The organism is Micromonospora halophytica, assembly GCF_900090245.1.
In the GTDB taxonomy this organism is placed as follows: domain Bacteria; phylum Actinomycetota; class Actinomycetes; order Mycobacteriales; family Micromonosporaceae; genus Micromonospora; species Micromonospora halophytica.
The window spans coordinates 52,541-69,779 of record NZ_FMDN01000018.1 but is presented as its reverse complement, the minus strand read 5'-3'; the positions used below and the strand labels follow the sequence as shown (position 1 = coordinate 69,779).

General features: G+C 70.6%; 11 protein-coding genes. 8 read left to right on the top strand and 3 right to left on the bottom strand.

What is annotated here, in order from left to right; all coding sequences use genetic code 11:
- Positions 1-190: 190 nt before the first annotated feature.
- Positions 191-994 (top strand): VHL beta domain-containing protein, encoded by an 804-nt coding sequence (locus GA0070560_RS21095; RefSeq protein WP_245675630.1) that lies wholly within the window; start codon positions 191-193, stop codon positions 992-994.
- A gap of 360 nt (positions 995-1,354) precedes the next feature.
- On the top strand, positions 1,355-2,158 hold the full coding sequence (locus GA0070560_RS21090; RefSeq protein WP_091300654.1) for an HAD family hydrolase: 804 nt from the start codon (positions 1,355-1,357) through the stop codon (positions 2,156-2,158).
- A 142-nt stretch (positions 2,159-2,300) separates the two neighbouring features.
- Here GA0070560_RS21090 and GA0070560_RS21085 read toward each other — a convergent pair whose 3' ends face one another.
- Positions 2,301-3,047, bottom strand: a complete 747-nt coding sequence (locus tag GA0070560_RS21085) for a Fic family protein (protein WP_091300652.1) — start codon at positions 3,045-3,047, stop codon at positions 2,301-2,303.
- A 535-nt stretch (positions 3,048-3,582) separates the two neighbouring features.
- Between GA0070560_RS21085 and acs the strand changes: the two genes are divergently transcribed.
- The 6 genes from acs to GA0070560_RS21055 all read left to right on the top strand — a co-directional run bounded on the left by acs (position 3,583) and on the right by GA0070560_RS21055 (position 15,622).
- Positions 3,583-5,547 carry an acetate--CoA ligase gene (gene acs, locus GA0070560_RS21080; RefSeq protein ID WP_091300650.1) on the top strand — a complete coding sequence of 655 codons (1,965 nt, stop codon included), beginning with the start codon at positions 3,583-3,585 and terminating at the stop codon, positions 5,545-5,547.
- 248 nt (positions 5,548-5,795) lie between these two features.
- Positions 5,796-8,582: an immune inhibitor A domain-containing protein gene (locus GA0070560_RS21075; RefSeq protein WP_091300648.1), complete on the top strand. Its 2,787-nt coding sequence runs from the start codon at positions 5,796-5,798 to the stop codon at positions 8,580-8,582.
- Between the two features lie 372 nt (positions 8,583-8,954).
- A complete protein-coding gene (locus GA0070560_RS21070; protein WP_091300646.1) occupies positions 8,955-11,261 on the top strand; it encodes an immune inhibitor A domain-containing protein in 2,307 nt (768 codons plus the stop codon).
- A 330-nt stretch (positions 11,262-11,591) separates the two neighbouring features.
- Positions 11,592-13,979 (top strand): immune inhibitor A domain-containing protein, encoded by a 2,388-nt coding sequence (locus tag GA0070560_RS21065; protein ID WP_091300644.1) that lies wholly within the window; start codon positions 11,592-11,594, stop codon positions 13,977-13,979.
- Between the two features lie 213 nt (positions 13,980-14,192).
- Positions 14,193-14,612, top strand: a complete 420-nt coding sequence (locus GA0070560_RS21060; protein ID WP_245675629.1) for a hypothetical protein — start codon at positions 14,193-14,195, stop codon at positions 14,610-14,612.
- A 77-nt stretch (positions 14,613-14,689) separates the two neighbouring features.
- Entirely contained in the window at positions 14,690-15,622 is a 933-nt protein-coding gene (locus GA0070560_RS21055) for an alpha/beta fold hydrolase (protein ID WP_091300640.1), read from the top strand.
- Position 15,623: 1 nt separating this feature from the next.
- On the opposite strand, the gene GA0070560_RS21050 is transcribed toward GA0070560_RS21055, so the two are convergent.
- Together GA0070560_RS21050 and GA0070560_RS21045 are read right to left on the bottom strand one after the other, a co-directional pair.
- The gene (locus tag GA0070560_RS21050; protein WP_091300638.1) at positions 15,624-15,989 is read right to left on the bottom strand and encodes a hypothetical protein; all 366 of its coding nucleotides are present in this window, start codon (positions 15,987-15,989) and stop codon (positions 15,624-15,626) included.
- Positions 15,986-17,239, bottom strand: a 1,254-nt coding sequence (locus tag GA0070560_RS21045) for an SseB family protein (protein ID WP_170839512.1), incomplete at its 5' end; no start/stop codon positions are given. The genes GA0070560_RS21050 and GA0070560_RS21045, both read right to left, overlap by 4 nt.

The window sequence follows — 17,239 nt, the reverse complement described above, 5'->3', positions numbered from 1 at the left end:
CGACGCGGCGAATGAATTGACCGACCGACCATCCGGAACTCCCCGTTGCCGCGCAGGGGCGGCAGAACGGGCGGTGAAAGAACGTCCCGTTTTCCACCCTCTGAGCCATTGACGACAGGGATCCCTGTGCGCCGATAATCGTGGCCCGCGCCACCGCTGGAGGTGGCTCCCGCGTTCTCGGAACGGGGCCATGCCCGAATCACCCGACGATGTGCACCGCACCGACCCCACCCTGCGGATCGGCGGCTGGCTGCCCGAGTCGCGCCGGCACGCACCGCCCCCACCGCCACACCCCATGGTCAGAGCCCACGACGGCCGGCACCGCGCGCAGGCGCCGCCGCCCGCGTCCCCGCCCGGCCCCGGCGGTCCCACCCGGACCCTGGTCCTCGGCTGCGTCGCGGTCGGCGTGATCGCCACGCTGGTGTTCGCGCTGTCACCGTTCTGGTCCACCTCGCCCCGCCCGGAGGACCGGCCCGTGGCCGTCCCGCCGACCGGTGCCGGGCAGGCGGACGGGACCGAAGCGGTGAGCGCCACGCCGAGCTGGACGTACTCGCCGGCACCGGTGTCGCTCTCCACCCGGGCGTCGCTGCCCTCCCCGACCCGCGCGGCGTCGCCCACCCATCAGCCCACCCGGCCCGCCGCGGGTACGACCACCCGGCCGAGCCCGTCGCCCACACCACCGAGGCCCCCGGCCCCCGAAGAGCCCCGCCCCGACGAACTGGAGCCGCTGCCCCCGTCCCAGGAGCCGTCCCTGCGATCAAGCAGCGGCGGGCCGGAGACCTTCGTCGACTTCGTCAACACCCGCGGCACGCTCGTCGTCGTCCACTGGCTGGACTACGGGGGCCAGCGGCAGCGGTACGCGGTGCTGCAACCGGGCCAGGGCTACCGGCAGCAGACCTACGTGGGTCACCCGTGGGTGGTGACCGACGGCGACGGCCGAGGGCTGGTCTGCTTCCTTCCCGCCCGGGAGATCAAGAAGGCGGTGATCAGGTAGGCGGCGATCGACCGCCTCCTCCACGGAGCACACAAAGGGACGACCCCCGTCGGGGGGAGACGGGGGTCGTCGGGAGGTTCGGCTCCGGGGGGGTTGAGCCGAACCACTCAGCGGTTACGGGGGGTGCAACCGCCGAGGGTCTGCAACTGTCCGAGATATGAGCACTCGTCGTGATGACAAGCATGCCCGAGCAGACTGTTCACGTCGAGTGGTGCCGACCCCACTCACTGCGAAAATGTGACCACAGCGTGTGACGGCCGTCACGTTCTGCAGGGGTTGCGCGATTGTGCCCGCAGGTCGGGGAGGGTGTGGACCCCAGGCACCCGCCGACGATAGACCATCGGGCTAGACTTTCGCGCCGTGGGCCGAAGTGCCGCTTTCTTCGATCTGGACAAGACCGTCATCGCCAAGTCGAGCGCCCTGGCGTTCGGTCGGCCGTTCTACCGGGACGGGCTGATCACCCGGCGGGACGTGGTCAAGTCGGCGTACGCGCAGCTGATGTTCCGGCTGGGCGGCACCGACGAGCAGACCATGGCCCGGACCCGGGACTACCTCGCCACGCTCTGCAAGGGCTGGCAGGTGGAACAGGTCCGCCAGATCGTCGCGGAGACGCTGCACGAGCTGATCAACCCCTACGTGTACGCCGAGGCCGCCGCCCTCATCGAGGAGCACCAGGCCGCCGGCCGGGACGTCGTCCTGGTCTCCGCCTCCGGCGAGGAGATGGTCCGGCCGATCGGTGAGCTGCTCGGCGTCACCGACGTGATCGCCACCCGGATGGCGGTCGAGAACGGCCGCTACAGCGGCGCGGTGGAGTTCTACGCCGCCGGGCAGAGCAAGGTCGACGCGGTGAGCGAGCTGGCCGAGGTCCGGGGCTACGACCTCGCCGACTGCTACGCCTACTCGGACTCGTACAGCGACCGGCCGCTGCTGGAGTGCGTCGGCCACCCCAGCGTGGTCAACCCCGACCGGACCCTGCGCAAGTTGGCCGTGGAGAACGCCTGGCCGGTGCTGGAGTTCCGGCACCCGATCCCGTTGGGCCGGCGGCTGCGGGGGCGCCCCGCCGTGCCGGTCGCCGCGGCGGCGCTCGGCGTCGGTGTCGGGGTGGCCATCGGCATCGCCTGGTACGGCCGACACCGCCGGACCCGCTCCGCCCGGGTCGCCTGACCGACCACCGCAGCTCACCTGCTCGGCGGGCGGAGCTGGCCCCGACCCGGGGAACCCGAGCCGCGAGCCGACGCGTCCGACGGACCAGCTGACCGCGTCCCGGCAGGCCGGCTGACCGGGCCAGGAGGCGGCGCTGCCGTGCTCAGGAGGCGGCCAGCACCTCGTCGCCGATGACGGTGAGCTGGTCGGCGCCCACCTCGACGGCCGACATGTAGTGCCGGAGCCAGGACCGCAGCCCGTCCGGGGTGCCGGTGGCGAAGGCGCCGGCCGCGCCCACGTACTCCGGCTCCCGCTCGCGGTGCCCCACGTCGACGGCGACCAGGCCGCGCGGGTCGAAGCCGCGGGACATCAGCACCAGCCGGGCGGCGGCCCGGGCGACCACGCCGGACGGCCCGGCGAACGGCCGCAGGTTCAGCAGTTCGCCGTGCACCACGGCGGCGAGCACCAGGGGCGGGACAGTGGTGCCGCCGGCGACCAGCCCGGCCAGCCCGTCCAACCGGGCGGCGACCACCGGGTCGGCCACCGGCCGGCCCAGCTCCGCCTCGGCGACCACGTCGCGGGCGGCGAGCACGTGCAGTTTCGCGAGGGCCTGCCGGGGCGCCTTCGGCCACAGCTCGCTCAGGGTGGGCAGCGCGCCGGCGACCCGCAACGCGCCTTGGAGCACCGGCTCGGTGACCGTTCCGGCGCGAACCTCCTCGCGCTCGTGGGCGTACCCCTCCAGGGCGGCGCTGGCCACCGCGGACCGGAGGCTGACCTCGGCCGCGACCTGGCCGCCGTGCCGGCGCAACGCGCGGTGCCGCATTGCCTGGTCGACCCGCTCGCGGGCCCGCTCGACGGCGGGGGCGATGTCGGCGAGCGCGAGCAGCGGGGCGAGCGGATCGGTGGTCACCCCGCCACGCTAGCGACCCGGACGCCCCGGCCGGGCGGCACCCGCCCGGAAGGCGACCCGGACCACCGGCCGCCGAGGGCTGGACGGTCGCGGCGGGCGATGGCGGCGGCCTGGCGGTGTCCCGATCACTCCGACCCCGCCATGTTCCCGCTGTGGAGTCGATCAGGCGGTGGCCCCGCCAGCGGTACCGGGCCGGACGGGGGCTGGGCTGGGCCGCCGGGCCCGCCGCCGGACGCGCCACCACGACGCGCGGGCCTGCGAATGGGAGCACCGGACGCGCGCGAAACCGGGGGCGACGAGCACGTGGGACGCGCGGGCGGGCGGGCGTACGCCGCCGGGCGCGCGACGGCGTCCGCTGGGCGCGCGACGGCCGGTGGAGCTGTCGCGGCGGTCGCCGGCCGCGACTAACCTCACCCGGGTAGGAGACGCAGGTCACGCGACGAAGGAGTCACCGCATGAGCGAGCGAAGCGAGCGAATCATCAGGCTCGGAGCGGAGGAGCCTCCTGGCGTCGCCGAGCGAAGCGAGGTGGCGGCATGAGCGAGGCTCTGGCCAACCTGCTGAACGAGACGCGCCAGTTCCCGCCGCCGGCCGCGCTCGCCGCGGCGGCCAACGTCACCGCCGACGCGTACGCGGAGGCCGACGCGGACCGGCTCGGCTTCTGGGCGGAGCAGGCCGGGCGCCTGACCTGGGCGCAGCCGTGGGACCAGGTGCTCGACTGGTCGAAGCCGCCGTTCGCGAAGTGGTTCGTCGGGGGCCGGCTCAATGTGGCGTACAACTGTCTCGACCGGCATGTGGAGGCCGGCCGGGGTGACAAGGTGGCGATCCACTGGGAGGGCGAGCCGGGCGACACCCGCACCCTCACCTACGCCGACCTGCACCGAATGACCTGTCAGGCGGCGAACGCGCTGACCGAGCTGGGGGTGACCGCCGGCGACCGGGTGGCGATCTACCTGCCGATGGTCCCCGAGGCGGCGGTGGCGATGCTCGCCTGCGCCCGGATCGGCGCCACCCACAGCGTGGTCTTCGGCGGCTTCTCCGCCGACGCGCTGACCAACCGGATCCAGGACGCCAGCGCCAAGGTGGTGATCACCGCCGACGGCGGCTACCGCCGGGGCAAGCCGTCGGCGTTGAAGCCGACGGTGGACGAGGCGGTGGCGAACTGCCCGTCGGTGGAGCATGTGCTGGTGCTCCGCCGCACCGGCGAGGAGGTCGCCTGGTCGGCGAAGGACCACTGGTGGCACGAGACGGTGGAGACCGCGTCGGCGGAGCACACCGCCGAGGCGTTCGACGCCGAGCACCCGCTCTTCATCCTCTACACCAGCGGCACCACGGCCCGGCCGAAGGGCATCCTGCACACCACCGGCGGCTACCTCACCCAGACGTCCTGGACGACGCACGCGGTCTTCGACCTGAAGCCGGAGACCGATGTCTACTGGTGCACCGCCGACATCGGCTGGGTCACCGGGCACTCCTACATCGTGTACGGGCCGCTCTCCAACGGTGCCACGCAGGTGATGTACGAGGGCACCCCGGACACCCCGCACAAGGGCCGGTTCTGGGAGGTCGTCGACAAGTACAAGGTCAGCATCCTCTACACCGCGCCGACGCTGATCCGCACCATGATGAAGTGGGGCGATGACATCCCCGCCGGGTACGACCTGAGCTCGTTGCGCCTGCTCGGCAGCGTCGGCGAGCCGATCAACCCCGAGGCGTGGATGTGGTACAGGCAGCACGTCGGCAGGGGCGAGCTGCCGATCGTGGACACCTGGTGGCAGACCGAGACCGGCGCCATCATGATCTCCCCGCTGCCGGGCGTGACCGAGGCCAAGCCGGGCTCGGCGATGACCCCGCTGCCCGGCATCGTCGCCGACGTGGTGGACGACCAGGGCCGGTCGGTGCCGAACGGCGGCGGCGGCTACCTGGTGCTGCGTGAGCCGTGGCCGTCGATGCTGCGCACGATCTGGGGCGACGACAACCGGTTCATCGAGACGTACTGGTCGCGGTTCGAGGGCATGTACTTTGCCGGCGACGGGGCGAAGAAGGACGACGACGGGCACATCTGGCTGCTCGGCCGGGTCGACGACGTGATGCTGGTGTCCGGGCACAACATCTCCACCACCGAGGTGGAGTCGGCGCTGGTGTCGCACCCGGCGGTGGCCGAGGCGGCCGTGGTCGGCGCCACCGACCCGACCACCGGCCAGGCGATCGTCGCCTTCGCCATCCCGCGCGGCACCACCGACACCGCAGGGGAGGCGGGCGAGCAGCTCATCGCCGAGCTGCGCAACCACGTGGCGAAGACGCTCGGCCCGATCGCCAAGCCCCGGCAGATCATGCTGGTGCCGGAGCTGCCGAAGACCCGCTCCGGCAAGATCATGCGCCGGTTGCTGCGGGACGTGGCGGAGAACCGCTCGCTGGGCGACGTGACGACGCTCCAGGACTCCTCGGTGATGGAGCTGATCTCCTCCGGCATGGGCGGCGGGAAGTCCGACGAGGACTGACGCGTCGCGTACACCCCGGGGTGGGTGACGGTCCGTACGGACCGTCACCCACCCCGCTTCCGTTTTCCGGGTACGAATCGTTCGGTCGGTGGAGGCGAGGCGGGCTGAACGGTCAAAGGCGCTCGTCGCCCCCTGTCGGGCGGCTTCTTTCTCATTTAGGTTCAGCCGCATCGCCCGGATTTCGACGCGCGTCACTTCGGCCCGCAGCCGGCGATTCATCTCTCCCCATGCCCGAGAAACGGAGCGGCATGAACATCAATCCCCGAACCGGGTCACGCCGACGCCTACTCGTCGCGCTGCCCGCCATCGCCCTCGCCGCCACGTCACTGACCGTGACGGGCAGCGCGGCCGCCCAGGAGAACGGCCCCGCCCGGGCCACGATCGGTGCCGACGAGTACTACATCAACTACGCCGAGCCGGCCGTACAGCCGGACACCGACGGCAAGGAGGTCAAGGGCAAGGGCGGGATCCACGCCCCGGCCGTCGACGAGGCCCGGGCGTACGACCGCAAGTTCGCCCGGGGCAACCCGGTGGCCGCCCGCCAGCTCGCGAAGACCGAGGCGCAGGCGATCAAGACCGGCAAGAACCCCCGGCAGATCAAGAACGCCAAGGGCACCCAGACCGCCAAGCTGCTGACCCTGCTGGTGGAGTTCAACGACCAGGCCGACGACGACTTCACGAACGTCATGGTCCCCAACACGGTCTTCGAGGACCGGAGCTGTGTCCCCGGCACCGTGCAGAACGGGCCGAAGCACAACAACATCCCCGACCCGGCCTCGCTGCCGCACCTGGACAACAACTCCATGTGGGTGCCGGACTTCTCGCCGGAGCACTTCGACAAGATGCTCTACACGAAGGAGGGCATCACCGAGCGGGTCCGCAAGGACCTGACCGGGCCGGACGGCAAGCCGGGCATCGACCTGGCCGGCCGGACCATGCACAACATGTACCTGGAGATGTCCAAGGGCGCGTACACGGTGGACGGGCAGGCCAGCCCGTGGATCACCGTGCCGCACTCCGAGGGCTGGTACGCGGCCTCACGCTGCTTCCAGGACGAGAACGGCAACTGGGTCGCCGGCCGGCAGCAGTCGATGAACGGCCACCCGGACAACCCGCAGGGCGCGGGCCGGCTCGCCACCGACGCCATCGACACCCTCGCGAAGATGGACCCGGACTTCCCGTGGGCCGACTACGACATCGAGGACCAGGGCGACCGGGACGGTGACGGCAACGTCCTCGAGCCGGACGGCGTGATCGACCACCTCGTGCTGGTGCACGCCGGCCAGGGCAAGTCCCGGGGCGGCGGCGCGGAGGGCGTGTACGCGGTCTGGGCGCACTCGTCGTCCATCGCCGGCGGCTACACCATCCCCGGCACCGACCTGCAGGTGTCGAACTACATCGTGCAGCCGGAGGACGCCGGGGTCGGCGTCTTCGCCCACGAGTTCGGCCACGACCTGGGCCTGCCGGACCTCTACGACACCTCCGGCAACGCCGACTCGGACGTCGACTTCTGGGACCTGATGGCGTCCGGTTCGCACTCGGGCGAGATCTTCCAGGCGCTGCCGACGCACATGGGCCTGTGGGACAAGTGGGTGCTCGGCTGGGCCGACCCGCTGAACATCGCGCCGGGCAGCGAGCCGCGTGACGTCCAGCTCGGGCAGACGTCCCGGACGCCGGTGGGCACCAAGGACGGCATCAAGATCAACCTGCCGAACAAGGTGGTCACGCTGGCCACGCCGCACAGCGGCGCCAACATGTGGTACTCCGGTGCCGACCAGGACTGGGCCGACGTCAAGCTGAGCCGCCAGGTGGCGGTGCCGGCGGCGGCCGACGCGAAGTTCTGGATGTGGAACAACTACGTCATCGAGGAGGACTGGGACTACGGCTTCGTCGAGGTCTCGACCGACGGCGGCGCCACCTGGGCGGAGCAGAAGGTCTACGACTCCACCGGCACGCTGGTCAGCACCGACGACGGCTACGCCGACCCGAACGGCCGCATGGTCGACTTCGGCAACAAGAAGTACGGCCTGACCGGTGACACCCACGGCTGGCGGCACGACTACGTCGACCTGTCGGCGTACGCCGGCACGACGGTGCAGCTGCGGCTGCGGCAGGCCACCGACGAGGCGTTCCTCGAGCGGGGCTGGTTCGCCGACGACTTCTCGGTCACCGGCGGCGGCGTCACCACCTGGAGCGACGACGTCGAGGGCGGCGCCAACGGCTGGATTCAGACCGGCGGCACCTTCGTCGACACCACCGGCGCGGGCTGGCGCATCGACAGCGGCACCAGCAGCCAGGCGCACTACTACCTGGCCGAGTGGCGCAACTTCGACGGCTTCGACAACGGCCTGAAGTACGCCTACGACACGGTCTACGCCCGGGACGCCTGGAAGGTGGACAAGCTGTCGTACAACGCGCCGGGCATGCTGGTCTGGTACCGGGACACCGCGCTCGGCGACGTCAACCACGTCACCGCGCAGCTGACCGCGCTGCCCAGCTACGGCGCCAAGGGCGGCCTGCTCGTCGTCGACTCGCACTTCGACCCGTACCGCAGGCAGGGCGCGGCGGCCGAGAAGGACCCGTCTGCGCTGGACAACCTGCCCAGCCGGCCGCAGTCGGCGAACGCGGCCTTCTCGCTGAACTCCACGTACCCCTTCAAGGAGTGCCTGGAGGCGGCGGACGAGCCGTACAGCGAGTACTGCACCGACTTCGCGGCGCAGCCGGCGGTGCCGGTCTTCACCGACGCCAAGGGCTGGTACCCCGGCATCGAGATCCGCGACGGGCGCCTCTTCGCCCGGGACAACGACGCCTCGGTCGTGCTTCCGTCGCGGGGCAACGCGCCCTACACCACCCGGATCACCAACCCGGACGGCTCCCCGGCGACCGGCCTCTACGGCACCGACCTCGGGTTCACCGTCCTCGGCTCGGGCAACCCGGGTGACGCGGGCGTCGGCTACGGCGTCTCGATCAGGATCCTGCGGGCCGCCAAGGACAACTCGTACGCCACGGTCCAGGTGACGCCCGCGACGAACTGATTCGTCCGGTTCGTCCGTCGGGACACACGACGGGGCCCGTCGGTGAGCACACTGCTCACCGGCGGGCCCCTTCTCTTACGCGCCTGCGATGCTCGCGACCAATCGGTGTGACATTTTCGAGAGCTTGTTCGCTCCCCTAAGGGGACTCCATAATCGCCATCACGCTAGGTGATCGTGGCCGAAACGTAACGTGAATCAGCGGCATTTTTGCGGCTGCATTCGAGCCGATTTGATCCGATTTGAAGCCCGCTTCCGGCCGTGATTGACCCGTGACAACCGCCGAAACCTCTGCCATGGTGAGTGGCGCATCACATGACAGTGGCGGCCTCGGCTGCCCCGGTCATGTAACAGATCCACAAAGGAGGAGGACCTTTGAGGAGACGAGTCACAGCCGGCCTGGCCTCGGCCGCGGCCGCGCTGCTGGCAGCCGGTGTCGTCACGGCCCCGGCGACCGCCGCTCCGGTGGCGGAGCCGACCCCCGGCGCCGACAAGGCGAAGCACGGCAAGGACAACCTCCCCGATCCGAAGGCGGATCAGCAGCGGGAGATCAAGAAGCAGGCCATCTCCGACCTGCTCTCCGGCAAGGCCAAGCTTCAGACGCGCAACGGCTCGAAGGTCATCCAGGTCAAGGACGACCTGTTCGTCGAGTACCAGCAGGCCCCGAAGACCGACCCGATCTTCACCATGCTGGTCGAGTTCGGCGACAAGACGGACCCGCGGACCGGTGGAACCGCCGGCCCGCTCCACAACCAGATCCCCGAGCCGGACCGCACCTGGGACGGCAGCTCGACCGACAACAACAGCACCCTGTGGCGGTCGGACTTCAACCGGGCCCACTTCCAGGACATGATGTTCGGTCCTGGCGAGTCGATGCGGGACTTCTACTTCAAGCAGTCCGGCGGGCGCTACACGGTCAACGGGGACGTCAGCGACTGGGTGAAGGTGCCCTTCAACGAGGCCCGGTACGGCAGCCCTGCCATCTCCGAGGCCGACGGGTACTGGAACTTCGTCAAGGACACCGCCACCGCCTGGTACGACGCCCAGAAGGCGGCGGGCAAGACGCCGGCGCAGATCAAGGAGTACCTGGCCCAGTTCGACGTCTGGGACCGGTACGACTTCGACGGCGACGGCGACTTCAACGAGGCCGACGGCTACATCGACCACTTCCAGGCGGTGCACGCCGGTGAGGGCGAGGAGGCCGGCGGCGGCGCCCAGGGCGAGGACGCCATCTGGTCGCACCGGTGGGCCGCCTTCCCGAACCTCGCGGGCTCCGCGGGTCCGGCCGGCAACCTCGCCGGTGGCGTGCAGATCGGCGACACCGGCATGTGGATCCGTGACTACACCACGGAGCCGGAGAACGGCGGTCTGGGCGTGTTCGCCCACGAGTACGGCCACGACCTCGGTCTGCCGGACTACTACGACACCGCCGGTGGCGACAACGGCGTGGGCTTCTGGAGCCTCATGGCGTCCGGTTCGTGGCTGAGCCACGGCACCGACGACATCGGTTCCACCCCGGGTTACATGGACCCGTTCTCCAAGCTGTTCCTCGGTTGGCTGAACTACTCGACCGTGGAGTACGGCAAGGGCAGCACCCAGGTGACCCTCGGCCCGGCCGGTGACAGCGACGGCCCGAAGGCTCAGGCCGTGGTGGTCAACCTCCCGCCGCAGACCCAGACCACCTCGTACAACACCCCGTTCGCGGGCTCGTACGAGTGGTGGGGTGGCAGCGCGGACGACCTGAACACCACGCTGACCCGGACGCTGGACCTGAGCGGCTCGACCTCCGCGTCGATCACCGCCAAGGCCTGGTACGACATCGAAGAGGACTACGACTACCTCTACGCCGAGGTGTCCACCAACGGTGGCGCCACCTGGGCTCCGCTGAGCAACTCGTCGATCGACGCCGGTGAGACCGGGGTCGACGGCTCCACCAGTGGCAACTGGGTCGACCTGACCTACGACCTGTCCGCGTACGCCGGGCAGACCGTGCAGTTCCGCTACCGCTACCAGACCGACGGCGGCGTGCACCTCGCCGGCGCGTTCCTGGACGACATCTCCCTCATCTCCAACGGCGCGGTCGCCTGGACCGACGACGCGGAGACGCTGGCCGCCGAGTGGACCGCCAAGGGCTTCACCCGGATGACCGGCTCGGTCACCGACTCGTACCCCCGCTTCTACATCGCGGAGAACCGGTCCTACGTCGGCTACGACGACACCCTGCGCACCGGTGGGTACAACTTCGGTTTCGGCAACACCCGGCCGGACTTCGTGGAGCGCTTCGCGAACCACCCCGGCATGCTGGTGTGGTACGTGAACCTCGCGTACGGCGACAACAACACCTCGCAGCACCCGGGCTACGGCCTGAACCTGCCGGTGGACGTGCGCCCCGACAAGATCAACGTTGGCGGTCAGGGCACCATCACCAACCGTCGCAACGGCTACGACGCGACGTTCAGCCGGTACGCCAAGCCGGCGCAGACCTTCCACGTCAACGGCGTGGCGGTCACGGTGCCGGAACTCGAGCCGAACCCGGTCTTCAGTGACAAGGGCATCGGCAAGTACTGGACCGCGGGCAACGCGTGGAACTCGGTGAAGGTCGCCGGCAGCGGCACCACCATCGAGATCCTCGAGCAGGGCACCAACCCGACCGACGACATGGTCGTGAAGGTCACCAACTGACCGATTGGTCGACAATGGGGGCCGGTGGCAGACGCCACCGGCCCCCACCGTTTTGTGTGCCACCGGAATCTGATCGAAATCTGTCACTGCGATTGCCGCGCCGCAGGTCTTCGCAGCTCACCACCGCTGATGAACAGCGTATGTGTGACGGTGAAAAGCATTCCCATCAAGAAGTTGCAACAAATCGACGCGCGCGTCTTCCCACCGGTCCCGGCAGTGTCTATCTTCACCATGAGTCCCACTGGTCCCACCAGTCGGACGTATTCACCGGCCCGTACCCCCGTTGGGCCGGTTCCCTCACACCGGAGGTACCACGTGCGCAAAGTCGCAGTGGGTCTGCTCGGGCTCTCGCTGACGGCGACAGGACTGGTGACAGGCACGTCCGCCAGCGCCGCGCCGACGCCGAAGTTGCCGGCGGCCGCACCGTCGGCCGCCGAGCCCGCCCATGTCGACCACGATCTGCCCAACCCGCTCGAGACCAAGCGGCGGGCGCTGCGCCAGGAGGGCCTGAGCGAGGTCCTGTCCGGCAAGGCCAAGGCGCAGAAGATCAACGGCAGCACGGTCGTCAAGGTCGGCAAGACCCAGGCCGAGGGGCGTAGCGCCCGGTCGTTCGGGGCTTCCACCCCGACGCAGGACCAGTACGTCGAGCTCTCCCGCCAGCAGACCGACCGGATCTTCGTGATCCTGGCGGAGTTCGGCAACGAGCGGCACCCGAGCTACCCGGACCAGGACACCGACCCGGACACCCCGGGTCCGACCCGGTTCGACGGGCCGCTGCACAACGAGATCCCCAAGCCCAACCGGGCGGTGGACAACACCACCGTCTGGCAGGCCGACTACAACGCCGACCACTACCGCAAGCTCTACTTCGGCACCGGTCAGGGCGACGAGTCGCTGAAGCAGTACTACGAGGCCCAGTCCTCGGGTCGCTACAGCGTCGAGGGCAAGGTCACCGACTGGGTCAAGGTCCAGTACAACGAGGCCCGGTACGGCCGCTCGGGTGGCTACCCGTGCGGCTCGAACGTCTGCACCAACACCTGGGCCCTGGTCCGCGACGCCGCCAACCAGTGGGTCGCCGACCAGAAGGCGCAGGGGCGCTCCGACGAGGAGATCGCCGCCGACGTCAAGGCGATGGACCAGTGGGACCGCTACGACCACGACGCCGACGGTGACTTCAACGAGTCGGACGGCTACATCGACCACTTCCAGATCGTCCACTCCGGCGGTGACGAGGCCGACGGTGACCCGTACCAGGGTGAGGACGCCATCTGGAGCCACCGTTGGTACGCCTTCGCCTCCGACCAGGGCTCGACCGGCCCGACCAACTTCCCGGCCGGCGGCACCCAGATCGGCAACACGGGCGTGTGGATCGGTGACTACACCATCCAGCCGGAGAACGGCGGCCGCAGCGTCTTCTACCACGAGTACGGCCACGACCTCGGTCTGCCGGACGACTACAACGTCAACAACGGTGGGGACAACAACAACGAGCACTGGACCCTGATGGCCCAGAGCCGGCTCGGCGCCAAGAACGACGGTGGCATCGGCGACCGGGGCGGCGACCTCGGCGCATGGAACAAGCTCCAGCTCGGCTGGCTCGACTACGAGGTCATCGTGGCCGGCCAGAAGCGCACCCTGGAACTGGGCCCGCAGGAGTACAACTCCGCCAAGGCCCAGGCCGCCGTGGTGGTGCTGCCGCAGCGGGAGTACACCTTCCAGAACGGCAAGCCGTTCGAGGGTGAGAAGCAGTTCTTCTCGGGCAACGAGGACGACCTGAACAACTCGATGACGCGGACCATCGACCTCACGGGGAAGAGCAGCGCCGCGCTGTCGATGAAGGGTCGCTACAACATCGAGGAGGACTACGACTACCTCTTCTTCGAGGCCTCGACCGACGGTGGCCAGAGCTGGGCCACGCTGCCGGGCACGGCCAACGGCAAGGCCCTCAAGGAGATCTCGGCCGGGCGCTTCGCCCTCGACGGCTCCAGCGACGACCAGTGGGTCGACGTGACCATTCCGATGGACGCGCTCGCCGGCCAGGTCGTGCAGTTCCGGCTCCGCTACCAGACCGACGGTGGTGTCTCCTCCGGTGGCTTCTACGGTGACGCGATCACCGTGACCGCCGACGGGCAGACCCTGCTCAGCGACGGTGCCGAGGCCGGTGCCGAGGGCTGGACCCTCAACGGGTTCAGCGTTCAGGAGGAGACCTACACCCGCCTGTTCGACAACTACTACATCGCCGGCCACCGGTCGTACGTCTCGTACGACCAGTACCTGAAGACCGGCCCGTACTACTTCGGCTACGCGAACACCCGCCCGGACTACGTGGACCACTACGCGTACCAGGAGGGTCTGCTGATCTCCTACTGGAACACCCGGTGGGCGGACAACGACACCTTCGACCACCCGGGCGAGGGTCGTAACATGATCATCGACGCGCACCCGCGGCCGATCTACAACCTGACCGGGCAGCCCTGGCGCTCCCGCGTCCAGGTCTACGACGCGCCGTTCAGCCTGAAGAAGGCGGACTCGTTCACGCTGCACATCAACAGCCAGCCCTCGTACATCCGGGGTCAGGCCGCGCAGCCGCTGTTCGACGACACCAAGAAGTACTGGTTCGAGGAGCTGCCGAACCACGGCGTCAAGCTCCCGGCCACCGGCACCAAGATCCGGGTGCTGGAGCAGAAGGGCACCTCGCTGAAGGTCCGCTTCTCCTGATCCGCTGATCAGCGCACCACCGATGCCCGGGCAGGGTCACCTGCCCGGGCATCGGCCTTTCTCCCACCCGGACGAGCCTGCACGGCACACCGGGAACCGGCGGGGCCGCTGACGCGTCCGAGGAGTGTGACACCACGTACCGCCGGCCTGCCGGCCGCGCTCACGCTGGCCCTGCTCGTACCCCTGGCAGGCTGTGCCGGGAACGGAGACACCGTGTCCGAGGGACCGACGTCCACGCCACCCGCCACCACGCCGGTGTCGCCGCCGGCCCTGCCCACCGAGGTCCCCTCCGGCACGCAGCCGCCGCCCGACCGGCCGGTCCCCTCCGCCGGCCGCCCCACCCCGCTCTCCGCCACCGAACTGCCGACCCTGCCGCCGACCCCCACCCTGCCGAAGACGCCGACCGACAGCCGCCGCACCGACGTGCTCGCCGGCCGGATCGTCCGGGGCGGCTCCGGCCCCTGCTACGGCCTGGTCACCGACGACGGCCGGGAGTACGCCCTGTACGGCGTGGGGATGGGCAGCTACGGCACCGAGACCACCGTCAAGGTCACCATCTCCTCGGCCGTGCCGAGGATCGACTGCGGGCCCGGCATCCCCGCCAGCATCGTGAAGATCAGCCCGGTCGGGTGACCCCGGGCGGCCCGTCCCGGCCACCCGGCGCATCGGCGAAACGGGCCGACCGGCACCGGGGCCCTAGGCTGTGGCACATGACCGAGCAGCGTGGCGGGGCCGTCGACGAGTCCTGCGTCCTGACCGAGGGGCCGTGGACGCACCGCTTCGTCGGCGCGAACGGCAGCCGGTTCCACGTCGTGGAGGCCGGGACCGGGCCGATGGTGCTCTTCCTGCACGGCTTCCCCGAGTACTGGTGGGCCTGGCACGAGATCCTCCCGGCGGTCGCCGACGCCGGCTTCCGGGCCGTCGCCGTCGACCTGCGCGGCTACGGCGCCAGCGACAAGCCACCCCGGGGGTACGACGGCTACACGCTCGCCGCCGACGTCGCCGGACTGATCCGCGCCCTCGGGGAGCGGTCCGCGACCGTGGTCGGCAGCGGCGCGGGCGGCCTGATCGGCTGGACCGCCGCGTCGTTCCACCCCACCCTGGTCCGGCGGCTCGTGGTGCTCGGGGCACCGCACCCGCTGCGGCTGCGCGCGGCCATCTTCGCCGACCCGCGCGGGCAGTTCACCGCCTCCACGCCGACGCTGAAGTTCCAGCTGCCCCGCTACGAGCACGTGCTGACCCGGGACGGCGGGGCCGCCGTCGAGGAGATCCTGCGCCGCTGGGGCGGCCCTCGCTGGACGCAGAGCCCGGAGTTCGAGGCGTACGCGCGGTGCTGCCGGGAGGCGATCCAGATCCCGCAGGCCGCCTTCTGCGCCATGGAGGGCTACCGGTGGGCGTTCCGGTCGGTGCTGCGCCTGCACGGCTACCGCTTCGTCCGACTGATGCAGAAGCCCCTCGTGACGCCCACCCTGCAACTGCACGGCGCGCTCGACGCCGCCTCGCTGCCCCGTACCGCTCAGGGCTCCGGCCGGTACGTCAGCGCGCCGTACGAGTGGCGGCTGCTCGACGAGGTGGGGCACTTCCCGCACGTCGAGGCCCGCGAGGTGGTGCTCGGCGAGATCCTGCGCTGGACGAAGTCCTGACTCAGACCCGCTGCTCGCGCAGGTCCGCCACCTCGGCGGCGGGGGCCCAGCCCTGGTAGACGCCGAAGTCGAAGACCTCCAGGCCCATCGCCTTCGCCACCGGCCAGCGTCCGCCGGTGTACTCCACCCGGAGCCACCCGTCGTGCTCGCCGAGGACGATGAACGGCTGCCCCTGCCAGGTGCAGGTGGTCCGCACGTACGCCAACTCCTCCACCTCGGCGGCCGGCAGGACCCGGACGTGCCGGCCGGGGCGGACCTCCTCGAAGCCCTCACCGGGCTCGGGCTGGTAGATCCGGATGTCGTCGCCGTCGGGGCTGGCCTGGTACTCGCGCCCGCGCCAGCGGGCGACGTAACCGTCGCGCGTCACGGCTCACCCACCTGTCGCCACAGCAGCGTGTCGGTGTCGAGGATGGCGATCACCCGCTCGGTGCCGTCCGCGCCGATGCGCCACAACTGCGTGCCGTGCGGCAATCGGGCGCTGTCCACCTTGAACTCGGCCACCACGTCGCTGCTCTCGCCCGGCGCGAACCCGTTGCCCCGGAACGGTGCACGCTCGATGACCCACCCCTCCATCGCCCGCATGGCGGCCTCGTTCTGCCCGCCGTACGGGATGCGGTAGAGGCTCGGCCGGTACGCCGGCCAGCGCAGCACGTAGATCGTCTCGGCGTCCCGGGCGAAGGGCGAGTCCGGGTAGCCGAGGCCGAGCGCGTCGTGCAGCTGGGCGGGGGTGGTCAGGTGCGCCAGCTCGTTGGCCCGGTGCACGAAGCCGGAGACCCGGTCGTAGCCGCGCTCCAGGTAGTAGGCGAGCTGGCTCGGCGCGATCGCCTTCTGCATGACCACCGGCTTGGTGGGATCGTTGGCCGTCGGGACGTACCGCGGGGTCTCGGCCGGCGCCGGCTCGGTCGACGCCTCCGGCTCCGCGTCGTCGCCGAGCCCCATCTCCGCCGCCCAGTTGGCCAACGCGACGATCTGCTCACCCGGCAGCTTCGCCCCGACCGGCGTGCCCGGGTTCACCGCGAACGACCACTGCTCGTCCGGCCAGCTTCGGATCAGCTGCACGAACCGGACCTCGACCGTCTCCACGACCGCGTCCGTGTGGTCGGCCAGCCGCTCCGGCGAGGTGTGCACCACCACGTAGCGCTCCCCGTCCAGCTTCTCGGTACGCCAGACGAAACCGGGGTCGCCGGGGCGGCTCCCGGAGGCCGAGTCCGGGGCGACGGGCAGCAGCACCCGGGCCAGCAGCAGGGTCGACAGGAAGGTGTCGGTGCTGCCGGCGCCCGCCGCGTCCAGCAGTTCCTCCTCGACCTCGTTGGCCGGCAGGAAGGCCGGGTCGACGGGCGGGTTGACGGCCGGCGGGGACACGGCCGGCTCCGGAGCGGGTCGTACCGCCTCCCCCGGACCGTCGTCCACCGGGGACGCCTCGTCCACCGGGGAGGCGACCGGCGGGCGGGGGTCGTCCGGACCCTGGACCGGCTCGGATGCGGGGCCCGGCACCGTCGCCGGGTCGGGCGACACCGCCGCCTCGGCCCGGTCCACCGACCCGAACGACACCGTCGGCTCCGCCCGATCCACCAGCTCCGACCGGTCCGCGAACAGCGACACCGTCGGCTCCGCCCG

Bases quoted from the DNA above. Each gene is read 5' to 3' on its own strand.
- GA0070560_RS21095 (WP_245675630.1), top strand. From the start codon at position 191: ATGCCCGAATCACCCGACGATGTGCACCGCACCGACCCCACCCTGCGG.
- GA0070560_RS21055 (WP_091300640.1), top strand. From the start codon at position 14,690: ATGACCGAGCAGCGTGGCGGGGCCGTCGACGAGTCCTGCGTCCTGACC.
- GA0070560_RS21075 (WP_091300648.1), top strand. From the start codon at position 5,796: ATGAACATCAATCCCCGAACCGGGTCACGCCGACGCCTACTCGTCGCG.
- acs (WP_091300650.1), top strand. From the start codon at position 3,583: ATGAGCGAGGCTCTGGCCAACCTGCTGAACGAGACGCGCCAGTTCCCG.